The organism is Enterobacter sp. 118C5 (assembly GCF_034107645.1).
Lineage (GTDB): Bacteria > Pseudomonadota > Gammaproteobacteria > Enterobacterales > Enterobacteriaceae > Enterobacter > Enterobacter nematophilus.
Window position 1 is genome coordinate 173,422 of sequence record NZ_JAWNEU010000001.1, and the last position, 25,909, is coordinate 199,330.

Annotated in this window: 26 protein-coding genes; 17 read left to right on the forward strand and 9 right to left on the reverse strand. The window is 57.0% G+C overall.

The features are described 5' to 3' along the window. The 5 genes from nudB to ruvB all read left to right on the forward strand — a co-directional run bounded on the left by nudB (position 1) and on the right by ruvB (position 3,482). Positions 1–444 carry a dihydroneopterin triphosphate diphosphatase gene (gene nudB / locus UTO39_RS00840; protein ID WP_061097872.1) on the forward strand — a complete coding sequence of 148 codons (444 nt, stop codon included), beginning with the start codon at positions 1–3 and terminating at the stop codon, positions 442–444. 27 nt (positions 445–471) lie between these two features. After that, positions 472–1,212 (forward strand): YebC/PmpR family DNA-binding transcriptional regulator, encoded by a 741-nt coding sequence (locus UTO39_RS00845; protein WP_003859747.1) that lies wholly within the window; start codon positions 472–474, stop codon positions 1,210–1,212. Between the two features lie 34 nt (positions 1,213–1,246). Next, positions 1,247–1,768 carry a crossover junction endodeoxyribonuclease RuvC gene (gene ruvC, locus UTO39_RS00850; RefSeq protein WP_003859749.1) on the forward strand — a complete coding sequence of 174 codons (522 nt, stop codon included), beginning with the start codon at positions 1,247–1,249 and terminating at the stop codon, positions 1,766–1,768. 80 nt (positions 1,769–1,848) lie between these two features. Continuing rightward, a complete protein-coding gene (gene ruvA, locus UTO39_RS00855; RefSeq protein WP_061097873.1) occupies positions 1,849–2,463 on the forward strand; it encodes a Holliday junction branch migration protein RuvA in 615 nt (204 codons plus the stop codon). Positions 2,464–2,471: 8 nt separating this feature from the next. Then, on the forward strand, positions 2,472–3,482 hold the full coding sequence (ruvB, locus tag UTO39_RS00860; protein WP_061097874.1) for a Holliday junction branch migration DNA helicase RuvB: 1,011 nt from the start codon (positions 2,472–2,474) through the stop codon (positions 3,480–3,482). Positions 3,483–3,541: 59 nt separating this feature from the next. Here the strand turns inward: ruvB and znuB are convergent, their stop codons facing one another. Both znuB and znuC read right to left on the reverse strand, forming a co-directional pair. Beyond that, complete coding sequence (znuB, locus tag UTO39_RS00865; protein WP_320726205.1) at positions 3,542–4,327, reverse strand: zinc ABC transporter permease subunit ZnuB; 786 nt, start codon at positions 4,325–4,327, stop codon at positions 3,542–3,544. Continuing rightward, on the reverse strand, positions 4,324–5,079 hold the full coding sequence (gene znuC / locus UTO39_RS00870) for a zinc ABC transporter ATP-binding protein ZnuC (protein ID WP_320726206.1): 756 nt from the start codon (positions 5,077–5,079) through the stop codon (positions 4,324–4,326). Before znuC ends, znuB begins: the two co-directional genes overlap by 4 nt. Positions 5,080–5,156: 77 nt before the next feature. Between znuC and znuA the strand changes: the two genes are divergently transcribed. From znuA to UTO39_RS00890, 4 genes are all read left to right on the forward strand, one after another. After that, positions 5,157–6,101 carry a zinc ABC transporter substrate-binding protein ZnuA gene (gene znuA, locus UTO39_RS00875; protein ID WP_061099648.1) on the forward strand — a complete coding sequence of 315 codons (945 nt, stop codon included), beginning with the start codon at positions 5,157–5,159 and terminating at the stop codon, positions 6,099–6,101. A gap of 15 nt (positions 6,102–6,116) precedes the next feature. Next, the gene (gene mepM / locus UTO39_RS00880) at positions 6,117–7,436 is read left to right on the forward strand and encodes a murein DD-endopeptidase MepM (RefSeq protein ID WP_028013619.1); all 1,320 of its coding nucleotides are present in this window, start codon (positions 6,117–6,119) and stop codon (positions 7,434–7,436) included. A gap of 119 nt (positions 7,437–7,555) precedes the next feature. Continuing rightward, the gene (lpxM, locus tag UTO39_RS00885; RefSeq protein WP_061097876.1) at positions 7,556–8,527 is read left to right on the forward strand and encodes a lauroyl-Kdo(2)-lipid IV(A) myristoyltransferase; all 972 of its coding nucleotides are present in this window, start codon (positions 7,556–7,558) and stop codon (positions 8,525–8,527) included. 111 nt (positions 8,528–8,638) lie between these two features. Further along, positions 8,639–9,793, forward strand: a complete 1,155-nt coding sequence (locus UTO39_RS00890; RefSeq protein WP_407065090.1) for an IS481 family transposase — start codon at positions 8,639–8,641, stop codon at positions 9,791–9,793. A gap of 89 nt (positions 9,794–9,882) precedes the next feature. Here the strand turns inward: UTO39_RS00890 and pyk are convergent, their stop codons facing one another. Continuing rightward, entirely contained in the window at positions 9,883–11,325 is a 1,443-nt protein-coding gene (gene pyk, locus UTO39_RS00895) for a pyruvate kinase (protein WP_028013616.1), read from the reverse strand. 139 nt (positions 11,326–11,464) lie between these two features. Next, a complete protein-coding gene (locus UTO39_RS00900) occupies positions 11,465–12,334 on the reverse strand; it encodes a MurR/RpiR family transcriptional regulator (protein WP_028013615.1) in 870 nt (289 codons plus the stop codon). A 358-nt stretch (positions 12,335–12,692) separates the two neighbouring features. On the opposite strand from UTO39_RS00900, the gene zwf reads away from it, so the two are divergent. From zwf to kdgA, 3 genes are all read left to right on the forward strand, one after another. After that, the gene (gene zwf / locus UTO39_RS00905) at positions 12,693–14,168 is read left to right on the forward strand and encodes a glucose-6-phosphate dehydrogenase (protein ID WP_193540542.1); all 1,476 of its coding nucleotides are present in this window, start codon (positions 12,693–12,695) and stop codon (positions 14,166–14,168) included. 234 nt (positions 14,169–14,402) lie between these two features. Then, positions 14,403–16,214 (forward strand): phosphogluconate dehydratase, encoded by a 1,812-nt coding sequence (gene edd / locus UTO39_RS00910; RefSeq protein WP_320726207.1) that lies wholly within the window; start codon positions 14,403–14,405, stop codon positions 16,212–16,214. Between the two features lie 39 nt (positions 16,215–16,253). Continuing rightward, complete coding sequence (gene kdgA, locus UTO39_RS00915) at positions 16,254–16,895, forward strand: bifunctional 4-hydroxy-2-oxoglutarate aldolase/2-dehydro-3-deoxy-phosphogluconate aldolase (protein ID WP_014884307.1); 642 nt, start codon at positions 16,254–16,256, stop codon at positions 16,893–16,895. A gap of 41 nt (positions 16,896–16,936) precedes the next feature. Here the strand turns inward: kdgA and purT are convergent, their stop codons facing one another. After that, a complete protein-coding gene (gene purT, locus UTO39_RS00920) occupies positions 16,937–18,115 on the reverse strand; it encodes a formate-dependent phosphoribosylglycinamide formyltransferase (RefSeq protein WP_320726208.1) in 1,179 nt (392 codons plus the stop codon). A 170-nt stretch (positions 18,116–18,285) separates the two neighbouring features. Here purT and UTO39_RS00925 point away from each other — a divergent pair, with 170 nt between their 5' ends. Together UTO39_RS00925 and ptrB are read left to right on the forward strand one after the other, a co-directional pair. After that, positions 18,286–18,936, forward strand: a complete 651-nt coding sequence (locus tag UTO39_RS00925) for a tellurite resistance TerB family protein (protein WP_061097880.1) — start codon at positions 18,286–18,288, stop codon at positions 18,934–18,936. 85 nt (positions 18,937–19,021) lie between these two features. After that, a complete protein-coding gene (gene ptrB, locus UTO39_RS00930) occupies positions 19,022–21,082 on the forward strand; it encodes an oligopeptidase B (RefSeq protein WP_151412598.1) in 2,061 nt (686 codons plus the stop codon). Here the strand turns inward: ptrB and exoX are convergent. From exoX to UTO39_RS00945, 3 genes are all read right to left on the reverse strand, one after another. Beyond that, on the reverse strand, positions 21,079–21,741 hold the full coding sequence (exoX, locus tag UTO39_RS00935; protein ID WP_025756911.1) for an exodeoxyribonuclease X: 663 nt from the start codon (positions 21,739–21,741) through the stop codon (positions 21,079–21,081). The two genes, ptrB and exoX, sit on opposite strands and share 4 nt — an antisense overlap. Before the next feature lie 24 nt (positions 21,742–21,765). Next, entirely contained in the window at positions 21,766–22,416 is a 651-nt protein-coding gene (locus tag UTO39_RS00940) for a nitrilase-related carbon-nitrogen hydrolase (RefSeq protein WP_151412599.1), read from the reverse strand. A gap of 110 nt (positions 22,417–22,526) precedes the next feature. Further along, complete coding sequence (locus UTO39_RS00945) at positions 22,527–22,757, reverse strand: DNA polymerase III subunit theta (RefSeq protein WP_013096102.1); 231 nt, start codon at positions 22,755–22,757, stop codon at positions 22,527–22,529. A 136-nt stretch (positions 22,758–22,893) separates the two neighbouring features. On the opposite strand from UTO39_RS00945, the gene yobA reads away from it, so the two are divergent. The 3 genes from yobA to UTO39_RS00960 are packed head-to-tail and all read left to right on the forward strand — an operon-like array spanning position 22,894 to position 24,491. After that, positions 22,894–23,265 carry a CopC domain-containing protein YobA gene (yobA, locus tag UTO39_RS00950; RefSeq protein ID WP_266178933.1) on the forward strand — a complete coding sequence of 124 codons (372 nt, stop codon included), beginning with the start codon at positions 22,894–22,896 and terminating at the stop codon, positions 23,263–23,265. Position 23,266: 1 nt separating this feature from the next. Next, positions 23,267–24,136, forward strand: coding sequence for a copper homeostasis membrane protein CopD (gene copD, locus UTO39_RS00955; RefSeq protein WP_320726209.1), 870 nt, complete (start codon positions 23,267–23,269; stop codon positions 24,134–24,136). A gap of 16 nt (positions 24,137–24,152) precedes the next feature. Further along, complete coding sequence (locus UTO39_RS00960; protein ID WP_253542543.1) at positions 24,153–24,491, forward strand: YebY family protein; 339 nt, start codon at positions 24,153–24,155, stop codon at positions 24,489–24,491. Positions 24,492–24,896: 405 nt separating this feature from the next. Here UTO39_RS00960 and UTO39_RS00965 read toward each other — a convergent pair whose 3' ends face one another. After that, entirely contained in the window at positions 24,897–25,838 is a 942-nt protein-coding gene (locus UTO39_RS00965) for a VirK/YbjX family protein (RefSeq protein ID WP_320726210.1), read from the reverse strand. Positions 25,839–25,909 lie beyond the last annotated feature (71 nt).

Genomic DNA, 25,909 nt, shown 5'->3' on the forward strand with positions numbered 1-25,909 from the left:
ATGGCATATAAGCTTCCCGTTTCTGTCCTGGTGGTCATTTATGCAGAAGACACGAAGCGGGTGCTGATGTTGCAGCGGCGCGACGATCCTGATTTCTGGCAGTCGGTTACCGGCAGCCTGGAAGAGGGTGAGACCGCGCCGCAGGCCGCCGCGCGTGAAGTAAAGGAAGAGGTCACCATTGATGTTGCTCATGAGCAACTGACCCTGAAGGACTGTCAGCGCACGGTGGAGTTTGAAATTTTTAGCCATTTACGTCATCGCTATGCGCCGGGCATTGAGCGCAACACGGAGTCGTGGTTCTGTCTCGCGCTCCCCCATGAGCGGGAGATCGTGTTTACCGAACACCTGAACTACCGCTGGGTGGATGCGGCGGATGCCGCCGCACTGACCAAGTCGTGGAGCAACCGGCAGGCGATTGAAGAATTTGTAATTAACGCGGCCTGAGAAGGCGCGATTTTTGGAGAACTTTTTATGGCAGGTCATAGTAAGTGGGCCAACACCAAACACCGCAAAGCGGCACAGGATGCCAAGCGCGGTAAGATCTTTACCAAAATTATTCGTGAGCTGGTGACAGCGGCACGTCTGGGCGGCGGCGATCCGGCCTCTAACCCGCGTCTGCGCGCGGCGGTGGATAAAGCCCTGTCCAACAACATGACGCGTGACACCCTGAACCGTGCGATCGCACGTGGCGTGGGCGGTGATGAAGACGCGAACATGGAAACCATCATTTATGAAGGTTACGGCCCTGGCGGTACTGCGGTGATGGTTGAATGTCTGTCTGACAACCGTAACCGCACCGTTGCGGAAGTGCGCCACGCGTTCACCAAAACCGGTGGCAACCTGGGAACTGACGGTTCCGTAGCTTACCTGTTCAGCAAAAAAGGCGTCATCTCCTTCGAGAAAGGCGACGAAGATGCGATCATGGAAGCGGCGCTGGAAGCGGGTGCGGAAGACGTGGTGACCTACGATGATGGTGCCATTGACGTCTACACCGCGTGGGAAGAGATGGGCGCCGTGCGCGATGCGCTGGAAGCGGCGGGCCTGAAAGCGGATAACGCCGAAGTCTCCATGATCCCGTCCACTAAAGCGGATATGGATGCGGAAACCGCACCGAAACTGCTGCGTCTGATCGACATGCTCGAAGACTGCGACGACGTGCAGGAAGTGTACCACAACGGTGAAATCTCTGATGAGGTTGCAGCGACTCTCTGATGAGAGCCTGTAAACCGTTTACGGGAGACGCGTGATGTCGATTATCCTCGGGATTGACCCCGGCTCACGCGTCACCGGCTATGGCGTTATCCGCCAGGTGGGACGCCAGCTGACCTACCTCGGCAGTGGATGTATTCGCACCAAAGTGGACGATCTGCCGTCGCGCCTGAAGCTCATCTATGCGGGCGTGTCGGAGATCATCACCCAGTTTCAGCCGGACTATTTCGCCATCGAGCAGGTCTTTATGGCGAAGAACGCGGATTCGGCGCTGAAGCTCGGTCAGGCGCGCGGGGTGGCGATTGTTGCCGCCGTGAACCAGGATCTCCCGGTGTTCGAATACGCCGCGCGTCAGGTTAAGCAGACGGTGGTGGGGATTGGTAGCGCGGAGAAGAGCCAGGTGCAGCACATGGTGCGCACTCTTCTGAAGCTTCCCGCGAACCCGCAGGCCGACGCCGCCGATGCGCTGGCGATTGCGATTACCCACTGTCACGTCAGCCAGAACGCGATGCAAATGAGCGAGTCGCGGCTCAATCTGGCGCGAGGCAGGTTACGATAATCAGAAATCAGGCTGGATGTTTATCCAGCCTTTTTTTATTATGTCGGCAGTTAATTTCTTCCAGAACGCAGGAGCGTCACGTGATAGGCAGACTCAGAGGCATCATCATTGAAAAACAACCCCCGTTAGTGCTGCTGGAAGTGGGTGGCGTGGGCTATGAAGTCCATATGCCGATGACCTGCTTCTACGAGCTGCCGGACGCGGGCAAAGAGGCGATTGTCTTTACCCAGTTTGTGGTGCGTGAAGATGCTCAGCTGCTGTACGGCTTTAACAACAAGCAGGAACGCACCCTGTTCCGCGAGCTGATTAAAACCAACGGCGTGGGGCCGAAGCTGGCGCTGGCGATTTTGTCCGGCATGTCCGCTCCGCAGTTTGTGAATGCCGTTGAGCGCGAAGATCCCGCGGCGCTGATTAAGCTTCCGGGCATCGGTAAGAAAACCGCAGAACGTCTGATCGTCGAAATGAAAGACCGCTTTAAAGGTCTGCACGGCGATCTGTTCACCCCGGCCGCCGATTTGGTTCTGACTGCTCCTGGTGCGCCTGCCTCTGATGATGACGCCGAGCAGGAAGCGGTTGCCGCGCTGGTGGCGCTGGGCTATAAACCTCAGGAGGCCAGCCGGATGGTGAGCAAAATTGCTAAACCGGACGCCAGCAGTGAAACCCTGATTCGTGAAGCGCTGCGCGCTGCATTGTGAGGTAAAGGATGATTGAAGCAGATCGCCTGGTATCGGCAGGCACCCTTCAGGCAGAAGACGTGGTGGATCGTGCGATCCGCCCGAAGCTGCTTGATGAGTACATCGGCCAGCCGCAGGTTCGTTCCCAGATGGAGATTTTCATCCAGGCGGCAAAGCTGCGCGGCGATGCACTCGATCACCTGCTGATTTTTGGCCCGCCGGGGTTAGGGAAAACCACCCTGGCGAATATCGTCGCCAACGAAATGGGCGTGAATCTGCGCACCACCTCCGGCCCGGTGCTGGAGAAAGCGGGCGATCTGGCGGCGATGCTGACCAACCTTGAACCGCATGACGTGCTGTTTATCGACGAAATCCACCGCCTGTCGCCCATAGTGGAAGAGGTGCTCTATCCGGCGATGGAAGATTACCAGCTGGATATCATGATCGGCGAAGGCCCGGCCGCGCGCTCCATCAAAATCGATCTGCCGCCGTTTACCCTGATTGGCGCCACGACGCGCGCCGGGTCGTTAACCTCTCCACTGCGCGATCGCTTCGGTATTGTACAGCGTCTGGAGTTTTATCAGGTGCCGGACCTCCAGCATATCGTGGGCCGCAGCGCGCGCTACATGGGGCTGGATATGAGTGAAGAGGGCGCATTTGAGGTGGCGAAGCGCTCCCGGGGGACGCCGCGTATTGCCAACCGCCTGCTGCGTCGCGTGCGTGACTTCGCCGAGGTGAAGCACGATGGCACCATATCGGCAGAGATTGCCGCCCAGGCGCTGGATATGCTGAACGTGGACGCCGAAGGCTTTGACTATATGGACCGCAAGCTGCTGCTGGCGGTGCTGGATAAGTTCTTTGGCGGACCGGTTGGCCTGGATAACCTGGCGGCGGCAATCGGCGAGGAGCGCGAGACCATTGAGGACGTGCTGGAGCCGTATCTGATCCAGCAGGGCTTCTTACAGCGCACGCCGCGTGGCCGAATGGCGACGGTGCGGGCGTGGAATCATTTCGGCATTACGCCACCGGCAATGCCGTAATCCATTGTTCCCTCTCCCTGTGGGAGAGGGCCAGGGTGAGGGCATCAGCGCCCTCGATGTTAATTTGCGGTCTTCTTCATCATACTGAAAATAAACAACACCGCCGCGCACAATACCACCGACGGCCCCGCCGGCGTGTCATAGAATGCCGAAAAGGTTAACCCGCCCGTTACCGCAATCATCCCGATAATCACGGCCACACTGGCCATCTGCTCCGGCGTACGGGCAAAGCGACGCGCCGTGGCGGCAGGGATGATCAGCAGCGACGTGATAATCAGCGCGCCGACGAACTTCATTGCCACGCCTATGGTTAACGCCGTCACCAGCATCAGCAGCAGCTTCACGCGCTGCAGCTTCACGCCGTCGACGAAGGCCAGATCCGGACTGACGGTCATTGCCAGTAAATTCCGCCACTGCCACAGCAGAATACCCAGCACCACCATTACGCCAATGGCAATAGCGATGAGATCTTCCGGCGTCACGGCCAGCAGATCGCCGAACAGGTAGGCCATCAGGTCAACGCGGATATTCGACATCAGGCTAACAACAACCAGACCCAGCGACAGCGCGCTGTGCGCCATGATGCCAAGCAGCGTATCAATGGCGAGGTGAGGGCGCTTCTCCAGCCAGACCAGACCGGCCGCCAGCAGCAGCGTGACCACAACCACCGCGTAGAAGGGATTCACATCCAGCAGCAAACCAAAGGCAACGCCCAGCAGCGACGCGTGCGCCAGGGTATCACCGAAGTAAGACATTCTGCGCCACACCACAAACGAGCCGAGTGGGCCCGCGGCGCAGGCAAGCATAACCCCGGCCAGCCAGCCGGGCAGTAACAGTTCAATCATGAGTGTCCATTTCCCCGACGCAGAACGATTCGTCCCTGCAAATCATGGCGGTGATTATGATGATGGCGATAAATGCCAAGCTGCTCAGCGCCGCGAGGGCCGAACATGGAGATAAATTCCGGGTGCATTGAGACCACTTCAGGCGTGCCTGAACAGCAAATGTGATGGTTAAGGCACAGCACTTCGTCAGTTTTCGCCATCACCAGATGCAGGTCGTGGGAGACCATCAGCACGGCGCAGTTCAGTTCGCGGCGCAGCTGGTCTATCAAATCATAAAGCGCGACCTGACCATTGACGTCCACGCCCTGGGTTGGTTCATCCAGCACCAGCAGCTGCGGGCTGCTCAATAGCGCACGGGCCAGCAAAACGCGCTGCGTCTCGCCGCCGGACAGTTTCTGCAGCGGCGCGTCGATAAGATGCCCCGCCTGCACGCGCTTCAGCGCCGGAAGAATATCGGCTTTTCGCGTGCCGGGACGCAGACGCAGAAAACGACTTACCGTCAGCGGCAGGGTAGCGTCCAGATGTAATTTTTGCGGCACATAGCCGATCCGCAATTTTTCCTCGAGCGTGATTACACCTTCATCCGGTGTAACCAGACCCAGCACCACGCGCACCAGAGTGGATTTACCTGCGCCATTCGGGCCGAGCAGCGTTAAAATTTTGCCGGGCTTCAAATCCAGCGACACGTCAGAGAGGACGCGGCGCTGGCCAAAGGAGACCGAAATATTGTCGAGAGAAACCAGAGTCGTCATGTCAATTTAAGCTTGAAGAAGTCAACGAATGTTATAATATCACATTCCACGCATTCACTACGATGAACAGTCGCATTATGTTACATAAAAATACGCTTCTTTTCGCAGCATTATCCACCGCCCTTTGGGGAACAACCGCACAAGATGTTAACGCTGCCGTTGTCGCTTCGCTTAAACCGCTTGGATTCATCGCGTCGGCCATTGCCGATGGGGTAACGGAAACCCAGGTTCTGCTCCCTGACGGGGCTTCAGAGCATGACTATTCGCTGCGCCCGTCTGATGTAAAACGCTTACAAAACGCAGACTTAGTTGTCTGGATTGGTCCGGAGATGGAAGCGTTTATGCAGAAGTCCGCCAAACAGATCCCAGGCGAAAAACAGGTCGCGATTGCCGGGCTGTCCGGCGTGAAACCGCTGCTGATGAAAGGGGCGGATGATGACGCTGACGAACACGACCATCACGCTGCAGAGGGTGAAAAAGGTGATGGAGATCACCATCACGGCGAGTACAACATGCATCTCTGGCTATCCCCAGAGATAGCGCGGCTTTCAGCGGTTGCAATCCATGACAAATTAGTGGAACTTATGCCGCAAAGTCGAGCCAAACTAGACGCCAACCTGAAGGATTTTGAGGCACAATTAGCCGCAACCGATAAGCAGGTAGGTAATGAGCTCGCACCGTTGAAAGGAAAAGGGTATTTCGTTTTTCATGACGCCTACGGCTACTACGAAAAACACTACGGCCTGACCCCGCTTGGGCACTTTACCGTCAACCCTGAAATTCAACCTGGTGCGCAGCGTTTACATGAAATCAGAACACAGTTGGTTGAGCAGAAAGCGACATGCGTTTTTGCTGAGCCACAGTTCAGGCCAGCGGTCGTAGAAGCCGTGGCCAGGGGAACATCCGTGCGCATGGGAACCCTTGACCCGCTAGGTACGAATATCCAGTTGAGCAAAGCGAGCTACTCGCAGTTCCTCAGCCAACTGGCGAACCAGTATGCGAGCTGCCTGAAAGGAGATTAACGAGGAAGTGAATACGTGCAACAGATAGCCCGCTCTGTCGCCCTGGCATTTAACAATCTGCCTCGACCCCACCGCGTTATGCTGGGGTCGCTTACAGTTCTCACCTTAGCGGTCGCCGTCTGGCGGCCCTATGTTTACCACCCGAGTTCTGCCCCGATCATTAAAACCATCGAGCTTGAAAAGAGCGAGATCCGCTCTTTGCTGCCTGAGGCCAGCGAGCCGATCGACCAGGCCGCTCAGGAAGATGAAGCCATCCCGCAGGATGAACTGGACGATAAAACCGAGAACGAAGCGGGGATCCACGAATACGTTGTCTCTACCGGTGACACGCTGAGCAGCGTGCTTAACCAGTACGGTATCGACATGGGCAATATCAGCCAGCTGGCCGCTGCGGATAAAGACCTGCGTAACCTGAAAATCGGGCAACAGCTCTCCTGGACATTAACGGCGGATGGCGATCTTCAGCGCTTGACCTGGGAAATGTCACGCCGCGAAACCCGCACCTACGACCGCACTGCAAACGGTTTCAAAATGACCAGTGAAATGCAGAAAGGCGACTGGGTAAACAGCGTAATGAAAGGCACCGTGGGCGGAAGTTTTGTTTCCAGTGCCCGTGATGCGGGCCTGACCAGCGGCGAAATTAGCGCGGTGATCAAAGCCATGCAGTGGCAGATGGATTTCCGTAAGCTGAAGAAAGGCGATGAGTTCTCCGTGTTGATGTCCCGCGAAATGCTGGACGGCAAGCGCGAGCAGAGCCAGCTTCTGGGGGTACGTCTGCGCTCCGAGGGCAAAGATTACTACGCCATTCGCGCGGAAGACGGCAAGTTCTATGACCGCAGCGGTACGGGTCTTGCGAAAGGCTTCCTGCGTTTCCCGACGGCGAAACAGTTCCGCGTCTCCTCTAACTTCAACCCGCGTCGTCTGAACCCGGTTACCGGGCGCGTTGCGCCTCACCGCGGGGTAGACTTCGCGATGCCGCAGGGCACGCCGGTGCTGTCCGTTGGCGATGGCGAAGTGGTGATGGCAAAACGCAGCGGTGCAGCGGGTTATTACGTGGCCATCCGTCACGGTCGCACCTACACCACCCGCTATATGCACCTGCGCAAGCTGCTGGTCAAACCGGGGCAGAAAGTGAAACGCGGTGACCGTATCGCGCTCTCCGGCAACACCGGCCGCTCTACTGGCCCACACCTGCACTATGAAGTGTGGATCAACCAGCAGGCCGTGAACCCGCTGACGGCCAAACTGCCGCGCACCGAAGGCCTGACAGGTAAAGATCGTTCCGATTACCTGGCGCAGGCGAGAGAGGTGATACCGCAGCTGAGCTTAAACTAAGTTCTCTGTTTGTGAAAAAAGCCGGTGTCAGTATGCGCCGGCTTTTTCTTTTGTGCGCGGGCGACTGCCTCGCTACACTATCTGAATAATTTTTTGCGTCACCAGACCCTGGAACCAGCATGGAAACAAAAAAAAATAATATTGAATACATTCCTGAGTTTGAAAAATCCTTTCGACACCCGCGCAACTGGGGCGCCTGGCTGGGGGTTTACACCTTTGCGGGCATCGCTATGCTGCCTGCCGCGCTGCGCGATCCCGTCTTGGGAAAAATTGGCCGTCTGGCCGGGCGCTTAGGTAAAAGCGCGCGTCGTCGTGCGCAGATCAACCTCTATTACTGTTTTCCTGAAAAAAGCGATGCCGAGCGCGAGGCCATCATAGACGCGATGTATACCACCGCACCGCAGGCCATGGCGATGATGGCGGAGCTGGCGCTGAAAGGACCGGAAAAAATCATCGATCGCGTTGACTGGAAAGGGCTGGAAATCATTGAAGAAATGCGTCGCAATGACGAGAAGGTCATTTTCCTCGTGCCGCACGGCTGGGGCGTAGACATCCCGGCGATGCTGATGGCCTCTCAGGGCCAGAAGATGGCGGCCATGTTCCATAACCAGGGCAATAAAATCTACGATTTTGTCTGGAATACGGTACGTCGTCGTTTTGGCGGACGTTTGCATGCGCGTAACGACGGCATCAAGCCGTTTATTCAGTCGGTGCGTCAGGGGTACTGGGGCTACTATCTGCCGGATCAGGACCACGGGCCCGAGCACAGCGAGTTTGTCGACTTCTTTGCGACCTACAAAGCCACGCTCCCCGCGATTGGCCGCCTGATGAAGGTCTGCCGCGCCCGCGTGATCCCGCTCTTCCCGGTTTATGACGGTAAAACGCATCGTCTGAGCATCGAAGTCCGTCCGCCGATGGACGACCTGCTGACCGCGGACGATCGCACCATCGCGCGTCGCATGAACGAAGAGGTGGAACTGCTGGTGGGGCCGCATACCGAACAGTACACGTGGATACTGAAGCTGCTGAAAACACGGAAGCCGGGAGAGACGGAGCCCTATAAGCGTAAAGAGCTTTACCCGAGGAAATAGAAAACCTTTACTCCTCACCCTGTCCCTCTCCCCTTGTACGGTCCGGGGACATAGTGAACACTTGTTCGGGGACATGGTAGACACTTACAACTGAGGCATAAGAACCCGTTTATGGAGTCACTTATGCCCTGGGATGCGAGAGATAGCATGTCATTACGTACCGAGTTTGTGCTGCTGGCCTCGCAGGACGGGGCGAACATCCGTTTCCTCTGCCGTCAGTACGGCATTTCTCATGCCACCGGCTACAAGTGGCTTCAGCGCTGGGCTCAGGAAGGCGTATCCGGCCTTCAGGACCGCTCCCGCGCACCTCATCACTCCCCGAACCGCTCGTCAGACGACATCACGGCCCTGCTGCGCATGGCCCATGACCGCCATGAACGCTGGGGAGCCCGCAAGATTAAGCGCTGGCTGGAAGACCAGGGGCACACCATGCCCGCCTTCAGCACCGTCCATCACCTGATGGCCCGCCACGGCCTGCTGCCGGGCATTTCACCGGGCGTTCCCGCCGCGGGACGCTTCGAACACGACGCGCCGAACCGCCTCTGGCAGATGGATTTTAAGGGCCACTTTCCCTTTGGCGGTGGCCGCTGCCATCCGCTCACCCTGCTGGACGACCACTCCCGTTTTTCCCTGTGCCTGGCGCCCTGTACCGATGAACGGCGTGAGACCGTGCAGCAGCAGCTGGTCAGCGTGTTTGAACGCTACGGCCTGCCGGACCGGATGACGATGGACAACGGCTCACCGTGGGGCGACACCACCGGCACCTGGACGGCGCTGGAGCTGTGGCTCATGCGTCACGGTATCCGGGTGGGGCATTCCCGGCCTTACCATCCGCAGACGCAGGGCAAGCTGGAGCGTTTTCACCGCAGTCTGAAGTCGGAAGTGCTGCAGGGAAAATGGTTCGCGGACAGCGGAGAGCTGCAGCGCGCCTTCGACCACTGGCGGACGGTCTACAACCTTGAACGCCCGCACGAGGCGCTGGATATGGCGGTACCGGCCTCGCGGTATCAGCCGTCTGCCCGGCAGTACAGCGGGAGCGTAACGCCGCCGGAATATGATGAAGGGGTGAAGGTCAGGAAAGTGGATGTCAGCGGAAAGCTGAGCATAGAGGGTGTCAGTCTGGGCGCAGGCAAGGCGTTCAGGGGAGAACGGGTCGGGCTGAAGGAGACGCAGGAGGACGGCTGCTATGAAGTGTGGTGGTACAGTACGAAAGTGGGGGTGATCGACCTGAAGAAAAAGTCGATCACCATGGGTAAAGGATGTTAAAAAGTGTTCACCATGTCCCCGAACACCTGTCTACCATGTCCCCGGACCGTACACCCCTTAGGGGAGAGGGGATCGCACATATACCGTTATTATTCGACTGTAAGCACGCGGGTGGTATTGGTTGAGCCGATGGTGCTCATCACGTCACCCTGCGTCACGATGACGATATCACCAGACACCAGGTAACCTTTATCGCGCAGCAGGTTTACGGCATCGTGCGCCGCGGCTACGCCGTCATTGGTGCTGTCGAAGTGTACCGGGGTCACACCGCGGTACAGCGCCGTCAGGTTCAGCGTACGCTCGTGGCGGGACATGGCGAAAATCGGCAGGCCGGAGCTGATGCGAGAGGTCATCAGCGCGGTGCGGCCAGATTCGGTCATGGTGATGATCGCCGTAACGCCTTTCAGATGGTTAGCCGCGTACATGGCGGACATCGCAATCGCTTCTTCCACGTTGTCGAACTGGATATCCAGGCGGTGCTTGGAGACGTTAATGCTTGGGATCTTCTCCGCGCCCAGGCAAACGCGCGCCATTGCGGCCACGGTTTCTGCCGGATACTGGCCCGCCGCGGTTTCCGCTGACAGCATCACCGCATCGGTACCATCCAGCACGGCGTTCGCAACGTCCATGACTTCCGCACGGGTTGGCATTGGGTTGGTGATCATGGATTCCATCATCTGGGTGGCGGTGATCACCGCGCGGTTCAGCTGACGTGCGCGACGAATCAGCGCTTTCTGGATACCGACCAGCTCAGGGTCGCCGATTTCCACGCCCAGATCGCCACGGGCAACCATCACCACGTCAGAGGCGAGGATCACATCGTCCATCGCATCCTGATCGCACACGGCTTCCGCGCGTTCAACCTTAGCGACGATTTTTGCATCACAGCCTGCGTCACGGGCCAGACGGCGCGCATAGTTCAGATCTTCGCCACAGCGCGGGAAGGAGACCGCCAGGTAGTCAACGCCGATCTGGGCCGCCGTGACGATATCCGCTTTGTCTTTGTCGGTCAGGGCTTCCGCAGAGAGGCCGCCGCCCAGTTTGTTGATGCCTTTATTGTTAGAGAGCGGGCCGCCGACGGTGACTTCGGTGAACACTTTCATCCCCTGAACTTCCAGCACCTTCAGCTGGACGCGACCGTCGTCGAGCAGCAGGATATCGCCAGGCACCACGTCAGCCGGCAGGCCTTTATAGTCGATCCCGACTTTCTCTTTATCGCCTTCGCCTTTGCCGAGGTTGGCATCAAGCAGGAATTTGTCGCCGATATTGAGGAAAACTTTACCTTCTTTGAAGGTTGATACACGAATTTTTGGACCCTGCAGGTCGCCGAGGATAGCGACGTGGCGGCCCAGCTTAGCGGCGATCTCACGCACTTTATCGGCACGCAATTTATGGTCTTCTGGCGTACCGTGTGAGAAGTTCATACGCACCACGTTGGCGCCAGCGGCGATAATTTTTTCAAGGTTATTATCGCGATCGGTGGCCGGGCCTAAGGTGGTTACGATCTTGGTTCTGCGAAGCCTTCTGGACATGTAATACTCCGTTGACTGAAACAACTTTGGTGTTGCGTGAACATTGAATCGGCCTTCATCTGCCGCAAGGCAGCAAAGAGGGGACCGAATGCCGAAAATCATTACATCGTAATTATTGGTTACGTCTTCGTTATCTACTTCAGGGAACATCGCTCTTTATAAGCAATTCTTTATCAAAACGCGATTCCTTCAGCGCTTCCTTGACTCGCTTCAAGTTATCCCGAAATTTTGCGCCGCGGCGTAAGGTAAATCCGGTCGCCAGCACGTCGATTACCGTGAGCTGCGCCAGACGGGACACCATTGGCATATACATGTCGGTATCCTCAGGGACATCCAGCGTGATGGCGAGGGTCGCCTCCCGCGCCAGCGGCGTGCCGGCGGTGGTGAGGGCGATCACCATAGCATCGTTTTCACGAGCCAGCTGCGCCAGCTCAACCTGGCTTTTGGTGCGGCCAGTGTGCGAAATCAGTACCACGACGTCATCCTCACTGCAATTCATACAGCTCATGCGTTGCAGCACAATGTCATCGGAATAAATTACCGGCACGTTAAAGCGGAAGAATTTATTCATGGCGTCGTGCGCCACGGCGGCTGACGAGCCAAGACCGAAGAAGGCAATGCGTTTGGCCTGGGTAAGTAAATCTACCGCGCGGTTTACTGAACTCATATCCAGACTTTGACGAACGTGATCGAGCGTGGCCATGGCCGACTCAAATATTTTCGCCGTATAGGCATCTACGCTGTCGTCTTCATCCACATTACGATTAACATAGGGGGTACCGTTTGCCAGACTTTGTGCCAGATGCAGTTTAAAATCAGGAAAGCCGCGCGTTTCCAGGCTGCGGCAGAAGCGGTTGACCGTCGGTTCACTGACGCCAGCTTCCTGAGCCAGAGCGGCGATGCTTGAATGAATCGCCTGAGCGGGCGCGGCCAGAATGACTTCAGCCACTTTTCGCTCGGATTTGCTAAGGTGTTCCAGCTGATACTGGATTTTTTCAAGCATGTTCATTGTTAACAAGGCGCTCATGGGGGTGGAAACGATTTCACACATTGATGAAATCTTGATTCGATTAGCCGATATTACCCCTGTGGCTTCCCTAAAGGGTAACAGTCGACAAGATAATGTTGTTGTTTTTTTTCATTACTTGATCGATGTCGGGTTTTGCTATGACCCTGTTGCGCAAATTATCGACGGCTGTTGCGTCATTACGTCGCCATAATTGGCTGAATGGCGAAAAATCGCCGTATCGCACGAGACGATAAGCGCTAATGGTTTCGGGAATGACGTAAAAGCAGTACAGTGCATTGTAATAAAATTACAACGATACCTGGCAGAAGCACCAGGTGATCCAACTGAGGAGAATGACATGGCGGTAACGCAAACAGCCCAGGCATGTGACCTGGTCATTTTCGGCGCGAAAGGCGATCTTGCACGCCGAAAATTGCTGCCTTCCCTGTATCAACTGGAGAAAGCGGGCCAAATTCATCCGGATACGCGTATCCTGGGTGTTGGGCGCGCCGACTGGGACAAGGACGCTTATACCAAAGTCGTCCGCGAGGCGCTCGAAACTTTCATGAAGGAAAAAATTGATGAAAGTTTGTGGGATACCCTCAGCGGTCGTCTCGATTTCTGCAACCTGGACGTTAACGACGTCAGCGCGTTTTCCCGTCTGGGTGCCATGCTGGATCAGAAAAACCGTGTCACCATTAACTATTTCGCCATGCCGCCAAGCACCTTTGGCGCCATCTGCAAAGGTTTGGGCGAAGCCAAACTGAACGCCAAGCCGGCGCGCGTGGTGATGGAGAAGCCGCTGGGTACGTCGCTGGCAACCTCGCGTGAAATCAACGATCAGGTGGGCGAGTTCTTTGAAGAGTGCCAGGTCTACCGTATCGACCACTATCTCGGTAAAGAGACGGTACTGAACCTGCTGGCGCTGCGCTTCGCGAACTCCCTGTTTGTGAACAACTGGGACAACCGTACCATCGACCACGTGGAGATTACCGTGGCGGAAGAGGTGGGGATTGAAGGTCGCTGGGGTTACTTTGACCAGGCCGGCCAGATGCGCGACATGATCCAGAACCACCTGCTGCAAATACTGTGCATGATTGCCATGTCTCCACCGTCTGACCTGACGGCTGACAGCATCCGCGACGCTAAAGTTAAAGTGCTGAAGTCGCTGCGCCGTATCGACCGCTCCAACGTGCGCGAGAAGACCGTGCGCGGCCAGTACACCGCCGGGTTTGCGCAAGGCAAAAAAGTGCCGGGCTATCTGGAAGAAGAGGGCGCGAACAAGACCAGCAACACCGAGACCTTTGTGGCGATCCGCGTGGATATCGATGACTGGCGCTGGGCGGGCGTACCGTTCTACCTGCGTACCGGTAAACGTCTGCCGGCGAAGTGTTCCGAAGTTGTCGTCTACTTCAAAAATCCGGAACTGAACCTGTTCAAAGAGTCCTGGCAGGAGCTGCCGCAGAACAAGCTGACCATCCGTCTGCAGCCGGACGAAGGGGTGGATATCCAGATCCTCAACAAAGTGCCGGGCCTGGATCATAAGCACAACCTGCAGACCACCAAGCTGGATCTGAGCTACTCCGAAACCTTTAACCAGACGCACCTTGCGGATGCTTACGAGCGTCTGCTGCTGGAAACCATGCGCGGTATCCAGGCGCTGTTCGTGCGTCGCGACGAAGTGGAAGAGGCGTGGAAATGGGTCGACTCCATCACCGAAGCCTGGGCTGCCGATCAGGATGCGCCAAAACCGTATCAGGCGGGTACCTGGGGGCCAGTTGCGTCGGTGGCGATGATCACCCGCGATGGCCGCTCCTGGAACGAGTTTGAGTAGGATAATCCGCTAGCCCGAAAGTGTTATTTTACCGGTAACATGATCTAACACAGCTAGTGGCACAATTTTTATACTTTTAAGCTCCGCGTGGATTCACCCGCGGAGCTTTTTTTATTACACTGCCGGAAGTGATTTTGCCCCTGAGCTCCGGACAGCAAGCGTTTCAGCGTTGTTAACAACCGCCAGCGACTTTGTAAACTCCCGAGCCCGGACAGATAAATTAAAGGAGCTTTTATGAATCCTGTATTGTTACGCGTAACACAACGCATTATCGAGCGCTCGAAAGAGACCCGTTCGGCCTACCTCGCCCGCATTGAACAGGCGAAAAGCAACACCGTTCACCGCTCCCAGCTGGCCTGCGGTAACCTGGCTCACGGCTTCGCCGCCTGCCAGCCCGATGACAAAGCCTCCCTGAAAAGCATGCTGCGTAACAATATCGCTATTATCACGTCCTATAACGATATGCTCTCCGCGCACCAGCCGTATGAGGTCTATCCCAACATCATTCGTAAAGCGCTGCACAGCGTGAACGCGGTGGGCCAGGTGGCGGGCGGCGTGCCGGCGATGTGCGACGGCGTGACGCAGGGGCAGGATGGTATGGAGCTGTCGCTGCTGAGCCGCGAAGTGATTGCGATGTCTGCCGCGGTGGGCCTGTCACACAACATGTTTGATGGCGCGCTGTATCTCGGCGTATGCGACAAGATCGTCCCGGGCCTGGTGATGGCGGCGCTGTCGTTTGGTCATCTGCCTGCGATTTTCGTGCCCTCCGGCCCGATGGCCAGCGGTCTGCCGAATAAAGAAAAAGTGCGTATCCGCCAGCTGTATGCGGAAGGCAAAGCCGATCGTCAGGCGCTGCTCGAAGCCGAAGCCGCGTCCTACCATGCGCCGGGCACCTGTACGTTCTACGGTACGGCCAACACCAACCAGATGGTGGTGGAGTTTATGGGGATGCAGCTTCCGGGCTCGTCCTTCGTCCAGCCGGACGCGCCGCTGCGCCAGGCGCTGACCGAGGCCGCGGCCCGTCAGGTGACGCGTCTGACCGGAAACGGCAATGAATGGATGCCGATGGGCAAAATGGTCGACGAAAAAGTGATCGTCAACGGTATCGTCGCCCTGCTGGCGACCGGCGGTTCAACCAACCACACCATGCACCTGGTAGCCATGGCGCGCGCGGCGGGTATTCTGATTAACTGGGATGACTTCTCCGACATCTCCTCCGTGGTACCGCTGATGGCGCGCCTGTACCCGAACGGTCCGGCGGACATCAACCACTTCCAGGCCGCGGGCGGCGTCCCGCTGCTGATGCGCGAGCTGCTGAAAGGCGGTCTGCTGCATGAAGACGTGAACACCGTAGCCGGATTTGGCCTGCAGCGCTACACCCAGGAGCCTTGGCTGAACAACGGCGAGCTGGACTGGCGCGACGGGGCAACCGCGTCTCTTGATCCGCAGGTGATTGCCACTTTCGACAAGCCGTTCTCCCACCACGGCGGTACCAAAGTGCTGAGCGGCAACCTTGGCCGCGCGGTAATGAAGACCTCTGCCGTGCCGGAAGAGAACCAGGTTATCGAAGCCCCGGCGGTAGTGTTTGAAAGCCAGCACGACGTGCTGCCTGCCTTCGACGCCGGTCTGCTTGATAAAGACTGCGTGGTGGTGGTGCGTCATCAGGGGCCAAAAGCGAACGGCATGCCAGAATTACATAAACTTATGCCACCACTTGGTGTATTATTGGACCGCCGTTTCAAAATTGCGTTAGTGACCGATGGTCGCCTCTCAGGCGCATCCGGCAAAGTGCCTTCCGCCATCCACGTCACGCCTGAAGCCTACGACGGCGGCTTGCTGGCGAAAGTGCGCGACGGCGACATGATCCGCGTGAACGGCCAGACAGGCGAGTTAACCCTGCTGGTGGATGACGCAGAGCTGGCGGCACGTCAGCCCCATATTCCTGACCTGAGCGCATCGCGCGTGGGGACCGGACGCGAAATGTTCAGCGCGCTGCGTGAGAAGCTCTCCGGTGCGGAGCAGGGCGCAACCTGTATTACGTTTTAAGACGACTTGATTTTAACGATCTGGCGAGAGAGAACTCTGATGAAAAACTGGAAAACAAGTGCAGAAGCAATCCTGACCACTGGCCCTGTCGTGCCGGTTATCGTGGTAAACAAGCTGGAGCACGCTGTGCCGATGGCGAAAGCGCTGGTTGCGGGCGGCGTTCGCGTTCTGGAAGTGACCCTGCGTACCGCCTGCGCGATGGATGCCATTCGCGCCATCGCTAAAGAAGTGCCGGACGCCATCATCGGTGCGGGTACCGTTCTCAACGCGCAGCAGCTGGCGGAAGTGACCGAAGCCGGCGCACAGTTTGCCATCAGCCCGGGCCTGACCGAGCCGCTGCTGAAGGCCGCGACCGAAGGCACCATTCCTTTGATCCCGGGCATCAGCACCGTTTCTGAATTGATGCTGGGCATGGACTACGGTCTGAAAGAGTTCAAATTCTTCCCGGCAGAAGCAAACGGCGGCACCAAAGCGCTGCAGGCGATTGCGGGTCCCTTCTCTCAGGTACGCTTCTGCCCGACGGGCGGTATCTCCCCGGCTAACTACCGCGACTACCTGGCGCTGAAAAGCGTGCTGTGCATCGGCGGCTCATGGCTGGTTCCGGCGGATGCGCTGGAAGCGGGCGACTGGGATCGCATCACGAAACTGGCTCGTGAAGCGGTTGAAGGCGCGAAGCAGTAAGCCATTCGCAGCATGAAAAACGGGCCTTTCGGCCCGTTTTTTTATCCTGCTACCTGAACGTTCGCTGCCGCCGCTTTTGCTCTTGCTACGGCCTCGTCAACGTTATCCCCGGTGGCTAACGCCACGCCCAGGCGACGCGTACCGTCGATCTCCGGCTTGCCGAACAGACGGACCTGCAGGCCCGCGCCAACCGCGCCTTCGACGTTATCAAACGTCACATTCTGGCTGGTCAACCGCGGCAGGATCACCGCCGACGCCGCCGGGCCGTACTGGCGTATGCCGCCAACCGGCAGGCCGAGGAAGGCGCGCACGTGCAGGGCGAACTCCGAGAGATCCTGCGAAATGAGCGTGACCATACCGGTGTCGTGCGGGCGAGGAGAGACTTCGCTGAAGATCACTTCGTCACCGCAGACGAACAGCTCCACGCCGAACAGGCCGTAACCGCCCAGGGCCAGAACGGTCTTACGGGCAATCTCCCGGGCACGCTCCAGCGCCAGGGGGCTCATCTGCTGCGGCTGCCAGGATTCGCGGTAATCGCCATCTTCCTGTCGGTGACCGATCGGGTCGCAGAAATGGACGCCGTCCACGGCGCTTACGGTGAGCAGGGTGATTTCGAAATCAAACTTCACCACGCCTTCAACAATGACGCGACCGGCACCGGCGCGGCCACCCTGTTGCGCATAATCCCACGCGCTGTCCAGCGTGCTGCTGTCGCGAATAAAGCTCTGACCTTTACCGGAAGAGCTCATCACCGGCTTAATGATGCACGGGTAGCCAATCTCTTCAACGGCCTGCAGGAATGCGGCTTTGTCACCCGCAAAACGGTAGCCTGAGGTAGGCAGCCCCAGCTCCTCCGCCGCCAGGCGGCGAATGCCTTCACGGTTCATGGTCAACTTTGCCGCTTTGGCGCAGGGCACCACGCGCTGGCCTTCCTGCTCAAGGGCGATCAGCGTATCGGTTGCGATAGCTTCAATTTCCGGCACGACAAAATCCGGTTTCTCCCGTGCAATGAGCGTACGCAGGGCATCACCGTCCAGCATGTTAATCACATAAGAACGATGGGCGACGTGCATGGCGGGCGCGTCGGTGTAACGGTCTACGGCAATCACCTCCACCCCTAAACGCTGACACTCAATGGCGACTTCCTTACCCAGTTCGCCCGATCCCAACAGCATTACGCGCGTCGCCGCAGGTCGCAGCGCGGTTCCTAAACGAGTCATAACAATCCCCCTGAAAAAGATGCGCGCAGTATAAACGAAAACGTTTGCGTGTGTCTTGCGCAGGGCAAAAGGGCAGACGAGAAATTTGCGCTTCTTTAGCCTTAGCGGACATTTCCTGACGCCAGCTCGCTTACGCTGTGGAAAATGTTACCCGTTAAGCGAGGGAATCCATGTCAGGCTGGTTAAATCAACTGCAATCCATGTTAGGGCAGAAAACGTCAGGTTCCGGCGAGCAGGGGCTGAGCAAGCTACTGGTACCGGGGGCACTCGGTGGGCTGGCAGGGCTGCTGGTTGCCAATAAATCCTCACGTAAGCTGCTGGCAAAATACGGTACCGGCGCGCTGCTGGCCGGGGGCGGCGCAATCGCCGGCACCGTGCTGTGGAACAAATATAAGGACAGAGTGCGAGCGGCGCACCGCGATGAACCTCACTATGGGGAGCATACTTCTCCGCTGGATCTGCGCACGGAGCGGCTCATCCTTGCGCTGGTTTTCGCCGCCAAAAGCGACGGGCACATTGATGATAAAGAGAGAGCGGCTATCGAACAGCAGCTGCGCGAAGCAGGGGTTGAAGAGCAGGGCAGGACGCTGGTGGCGCAGGCCATTGAGCAGCCGCTCGATCCGCAGCGTCTGGCGCTAGGCGTAAAGAATGAAGAAGAGGCGCTGGAGCTCTATTTCCTCAGCTGTGCCGCCATTGATGTCGATCACTTTATGGAACGCAGCTATCTCAACGCCCTGGGCGATGCGCTGAAAATCCCTCAGGACGTACGCGAAGGAATAGAAAAAGATATCCGGGAGCAAAAACAGACGCTACAGGGCTAGCTATCGCCCCTGTGGTCATGTTTCGCTTGCATCATGCGCGGGTTTTGCCAACCTTATAGGGTGTAAAACTCAAAAGAATGATGACATGCCACCGAAAGCCCGACGTACTCCTTATGCGATCGTCACGCATGGCGATACGCGTATAGACAACTATTACTGGCTGCGGGACGATTCGCGTTCCCGGCCAGAGGTGCTCGACTACCTGCACGAAGAAAACGACTATGGCCGCAGGGTCATGGCCAGCCAGCAGGCGCTGCAGGACCAGCTGCTGAACGAAATGGTGCAGCGTATTCCCCAGCGCGATATCTCCGCGCCCTGGACCAAAAACGGCTATCGCTATCGCCATATCTACGAGCCGGGCAACGAGTATCCCATCTATCAGCGGCAGTCGGTATTAAGCGCCGAGTGGGATGAATGGGACATTCTGCTGGATGCGAACCAGCGCGCCGCCCACAGCGAGTTTTATACCCTGGGCGGTATGTCCATCTCCCCGGATAACACCATTATGGCGCTGGCGGAGGATTATCTCTCCCGGCGCCAGTACGGCCTGCGTTTTCGCAACCTGGAAACCGGCAACTGGTATCCGGAAATGCTGGAAAACGTCTCCCCGGATTTTGTCTGGGCGAACGATTCCGAGACGGTCTACTACGTTAAAAAGCACGCCTCCACGCTGCTGCCTTATCAGGTATGGCGCCATACCGTAGGTACGGACTCAGCCGATGACGAGCTGGTCTATGAAGAGAAAGACGAAACGTTTTATGTCAGCCTGCATAAAACCTCCTCGCGCCACTATGTGATTATCTTCCTCGCCAGCGCCACCACCTCGGAAGTGCTGCTCCTGGATGCCGAACTGCCTGACGCCCAGCCGCTCTGTTTCCTGCCGCGCCGCAAGGATCACGAGTACAGCCTGGATCACTTCCAGCACAGCTTTTATCTGCGTTCGAATCGTGAAGGCAAGAACTTTGGCCTGTACAAAACCAAGGTGCGCGACGAGCGCAAGTGGGAAGTGCTCATTCCCGCGCGGGATCAGGTGATGCTTGAAGGGTTCACGCTGTTTACCGACTGGCTGGTGGTGGAGGAGCGCCAGCGGGGGCTGACCAGTATCCGGCAGATCAACCGTAAAACGCGCGAGGTGATAGGGATCGCGTTCGACGATCCGGCCTACGTCACGTGGATCGGCTTTAACCCGGAACCTGAATCGTCCCGGCTGCGCTACGGCTACTCGTCCATGACCACGCCGGATACGCTCTTCGAGCTGGATATGGATACCGGACAGCGCCAGGTGCTTAAGCAAACCGAAGTAAAGGGCTTTGATTCCGACAATTACCGCAGCGAACACCTGTGGGTCACCGCGCGCGATGGCGTGGAGGTGCCGGTATCGCTCGTTTATCACAAGGCGCATTTCCAGAAGGGTAAAAATCCGATCCTGGTCTACGGCTACGGCTCCTATGGCTCCAGCATGGATGCCGACTTCAGCAGCAGCAGATTAAGCCTGCTCGACCGCGGCTTTGTTTTCGCCATTGCCCATATTCGCGGCGGCGGCGAGCTGGGGCAGCACTGGTATGAAGACGGGAAATTCCTGAAAAAGAAAAACACCTTCAATGACTATCTCGACGTCTGCGATGCGCTGATTGAGCAAGGCTATGGCGATCCTCAGCTCTGCTTCGGCATGGGCGGCAGCGCGGGCGGAATGCTGATGGGGGCCGTCATCAATCAGCGGCCCGATCGCTTTAAGGGCATTGTTGCGCAGGTTCCGTTTGTCGATGTGGTGACCACCATGCTCGATGAATCCATCCCTTTGACGACCGGGGAGTTTGAGGAGTGGGGCAACCCGCAGGATGAAACCTACTATCGCTATATGAAAGAGTACAGCCCGTACGACAACGTGGAAGCGAAAGCGTACCCGCACATGCTGGTGACGACCGGCTTGCACGATTCACAGGTGCAATACTGGGAACCGGCAAAATGGGTAGCAAAGCTGCGGGAGCTGAAAACCGATGATAACCTGCTGCTGCTCTGTACCGATATGGACTCCGGGCACGGGGGGAAATCCGGGCGATTCAAATCCTACGAAGGGGTGGCCCTAGAGTATGCCTTTTTGATTGGCCTGGCGCAGGATACGTTGCCAGGCCGCGCGCAGCGTTAAGCTTCGCCCAGATAGTGCTTCAGGGTTAAGCGCAGTTCCGGGCTCATTTTGTCGAGGTTGTTATACAGCCAGCGCAGATAGCCCGGATCTTTATCCGCAATATCCGATACCGCTCTCCCGCGGTATTTGCCAAAGGTGAACGTCGTCAGCAGCGCAGGGCGCCCGGTGATCGTTGCCATATCATCCGGCGTCCAGCCCGATGTATTCATAATATCTATGAGCAGCGCGGCGGTGATATAGCAGTCATACAGGGCGCGGTGATGGTGCAGCCCTTCCGGGGTTCTGACGCTGAGCTTGCGGGATTTATACAGCGCCATATTGCTGTATTTGATCCCCGGCCAGAGGCGACGCGCCAGCTTCATGGTACAAATCCACTCCCCGGGCATTTCGGGGAGTACCCGACGGTCAAAGCTGGCGTTGTGGGCAACGTACCATGGGCTGCCGTAGTAGTGCGGGATAACGTCTTCTATCCAGGGTTTATCCGCCACCATTGATTCTGTAATGCGATGGATAGCCATTGCCTGTGGGCTAATAGGACGATCGGGACGCACCAGATGGCTCATCGGGTTGACGATTTTTCCGTCAACCACGTCGACCGAGGCCACTTCCACAATTCCGCCCTGAAGATCGCAAGTTTCGGTATCAATGACGCGCAGCATGAAAATCTCCTGAGCTTAAAACGCTTAGCCTAAAGGAATGATATCGCCTTGCCAACCCTGTCCGTTGCGCGTGCCGGTCAACAGGAGCTCACCCTTATCGGCCCGAACGATCAGCTGGCCTTTTTCATCCCATAACGCGCTGCCCGCGCTGGCATTTGCCATTAACACCGCGATGGCATACCTGTGCGCAAAGCGCTGCAGAGTATTGATGGACTGTCGCCAGCGGTAGTCCCTCACCGACTGGCAGCTGGTGAAGAGCGTTGCCTGCGGATCAAGATTCGGGGAATCACTTTGCCCATCGATAATCGTGAGCTGTTTATCACCCGGCACCAGGCTGGCGCCGCTCCCCTGAGGGTAGCGCAGAATACGATCGCGAGAGGGGGTGAACAGCGCAAGGCCTTTCTGGCGCTGGCCGTTTCGTTCAACGGGAAGCCCTGCAATGAGGGTAATGCGGTAAAAATGGGCGGCGTCAAGCAATGGCTGTAGCCGATCGTCTTCGGGCGGGAGCGGCAATGCCGTCGCGCCCGGGCCGGTTAACGAGAGTTCCGGGAAAACCAGCAAATCGCACTGATGCTGTGCCGCTTCGGCAATAAAGTGGAGATGGTGCGCAACATGGTCATCTACGCTGTGGTGCTGCCCGCCATACTGGGCTGCCGCAATATTCCAATGTGACATCGTGACTTCCTTATACACAGAGTCGCAGGGATTAAAGAATACACCTAATTTAATCAGGGTTTTATTATCCTGCCAGATTCCGCGTAAGGAAGTGTAACGAGTCGTTAAGCTTATTTAACTTTCGGCTCGTACGGCAAACGGGAGAGGTTGACCGAGGCGAGACGGTGGGCAATTAACCTTTCGCGAAACCAGTCACGCAGATGTGCGGGCTGTTCTCGCTCTACCACTTCTGCCACGATAGGCATGTTGTAACGCTCTTTAAAGGCGACGCCAGCGGCAGCGAGATCGACATTTACTTTATCCATCTCGTCCTGAGGAAGGGCGGCCAGATTGATCTTCATTACCTTCTCCTTATTTTGCGGCGGCAACGTTACCGCGATTGCGCGACGATGACAAGCAGAGCGGGATGATCCTCGACTCGTTTATTATACAGCGTTATTCTTTAGCATACAGGCATAACAAAAAGGAATGATTGTGATGGGTTTATCCGCTTCCCGCGCGGTATGCGCACTGGTTTTTCTGGCCTCAACGGTAATCTCACCCTCCGTGCTGGCGCATGCGCATCTTAAGCAGCAGAGCCCGGCTGCGGACAGCCAGGTGGCACCACCGCAGGTGCTGACGCTGAATTTCTCCGAAGGCATTGAGCCCGGATTTAGCGGCGTCGTGGTGACGGATGCGCAAAAGCAGGTGATTAAAACCGGTACTGCTTCGCGAGACGAAAAGAACAAGGCGCAGCTGACCGTTCCGCTGGAACAGACGCTGGCGCCGGGGGCTTACCGGGTGGACTGGCACGTGGTTTCCGTTGACGGCCATAAAACCAAAGGCAGCTATCACTTCAGCGTGAAATAGCATGCTGGGACTGTTATACGTAGGGTTGCGCTTTATCCATTTTGCGGCGCTGATGCTCGTGTTTGGCAATGCGCTTTACAGCGTCTGGTTTGCGCCTTCCGGGCTGCACCGCCTGATGGCCAGGCGTTTCCAGCTCCAGCAGAGAGTGGCGTCCATCGTCAGCCTGGCCGCTGCGATCCTGATGTTTATGCTTCAGGGCGGCTTAATGGGCAACGGCTGGGGCGATGTAATTAACCCGCAAATCTGGCACAGCGTGCTGGGAACGCGGTTTGGCGGCGTCTGGCTGTGGCAAATTATTCTCGCTGCCATCACCGTTGCCGCCGCGTGGCTCGCGCCGCTGAAAGGCTCGCGGCTGCTGCTGCTCGCCATGGGCCAGCTTATCCTGCTGGCAGGGGTAGGGCACGCGGCGATGAACGACGGCCCGATGGGGGCGATACAGCGTCTCAATCATGCTGTTCACCTGCTGTGTGCCGCAACCTGGGTGGGGGGATTGCTGCCGCTGCTGTTCTGCATGCACCTGGCGAAAGGACGCTGGCAGAACGCGGCCATCTACACCATGATGCGTTTCTCGCGCGTGGGGCATTATGCCGTCGCGGGCGTGCTGCTCACTGGCATAGTGAATGCGCTGTTGATTCTGGGCATCCATATTCCCTGGCAGGCTGGCTACGTGCAGTTTTTATTGTTCAAATGTGCTCTCGTGGCGTTGATGGTGGCAATTGCGCTGGCAAATCGGTATTTTCTGGTGCCACGGTTCCGTCCGGATTCCGGGAGCGCACAACGGCTTTTTATCAGGATGACACAGGCAGAGGTGGTGCTGGGCGCGCTGGTTCTGGCAACGGTCAGTCTGTTTGCTACCTGGGAACCCTTCTGACAAGGTTAACTATTCAATGAAAAAGACAGTACTTTCACTCTTATTGCTGGCCTGCGCGGGAAGCGCCCTGGCGGCACCGCAGGTCATCACCGTCAGCCGTTTTGAAGTGGGCAAAGATAAATGGGCCTTTAATCGCGAAGAGGTGATGCTGACCTGCCGTCCGGGCCATGCGCTGTATGCGATCAACCCGAGCACCCTGGTCCAGTACCCGCTAAACGATACCGCTGAGCAGCAGGTCGCCAGCGGCAAGAGCAGCGGTCAGCCAATCAGCGTGATTCAGATTGATGACCCGGCCAACCCGGGGCAGAAGATGAGCCTGGCACCGTTTATCGAGCGTGCTGACAAGCTCTGCTGACGTTCAGGTTTCCAATAAAAAACCGCAGTTGCTCGCGAAAGCACTGCGGTTTTTTACTTTTAATGATGCTCTGACGCTTTTTTTCAGGCCACTTTTGCTGTGGACTGGAAAACCTGGCGTCGTCATCTATTCTTAAAAGGCAAGGCGACTTAGCCTGCATTAATGCCAACTTTTAGCGCACGGCTCTCTCCCAAGAGCCATTTCCCTGGACCGAATACAGGAATCGTATTCGGTCTCTTTTTATCTGTATAAAAGTGAATAACTTAACCCCATTATCTTCTTTATACAGCGCATACGTCCTTTGCGACTTCGTAAAACATAACACAACACAGCATGCGGAAGTCCAGCCCTTTTTGCCTGTTTTGTTAAATTTTTGTGAGTAGTCAGCGAAAGTCAGTGCTGTGCTTAAAAGCGGGACTTAACGGACGCCTCGATTTCATCAAGCAGTTCAAAGCGACGGCGGTATTCAGCGCGTTTTTTACTGGCTATCTCGTCAAGGGATTTGCGCTCCATCTGCAGCGGCAGCTGCCAGCAGAAGGCGGAGAGTTTTTTTCCGCCCAGAGAATCCCAGAATTCGTCATAGCTGGCGTGGAAATGACGGCCTTTGCTGAGGCGATAGCGCAGCGCGCGGAAAACATGTCCCTCATCGCTGACGGCAAAAATGGCCCGAACAGATGACTGCGCTGCCAGTTGGAAAAGCACTTCCATCAGCACGCGCTTGGGAAACAGGCCATGGCAGGCGCGAGTTGCCTGTTTAATGGCATCTCGTGTTACGCAGCGACGAGGTCCCTGAAGTCCGCCAATAACCATAACGGGCTGACCATTGCTGCGGGCGACGCTAAAGGTCAGGCTGGCCAGAAGCGTATCCTCGTTGTCGCGCAGCCAGAGCGTGCTCTCACCTTCACGCTCGGCTTTGCCGGCTGAGGACGCATTAACCGTGTAGATCACGCCGTCTTTTGCATGGAACTGCACAACAGGTTGTTCCTGCGGGCCGGTCATAGCCTGGGCGAGACCGCTCTCCTTCAGGCTATCAATCCAGTGGTAATGGTTAACGATAGCGTCGGCGCGATCGTTTGCCGTCAGACCGCGCATCAGGTACTGCCGATGGGTCTTGCTGGGCAACGTAATTTGCGATGTCAGCAGTTTGTCGAAATCGTCACGGCCAGAGAGGGCTTCCAGCATACGGTGGGTGGAAGACCAAAATAGCAGGGAACGTAAAAGGAACTTCAGCCGGTATTCGCGTTTCCGCCAGATTGGCCCCGGGACGCGTTTGCCGTTCACCAGCTCGGAAATAATATTCGTGCGATGCGGATAGAACACATCGTTATGTAGCTGTGTATTAGACACGTGAAGACCTCTCGTTTTTATTTCCCCTTATTCTAAGGAGCCAGTAAAAAGGGATTAATAGCGCGCGGATC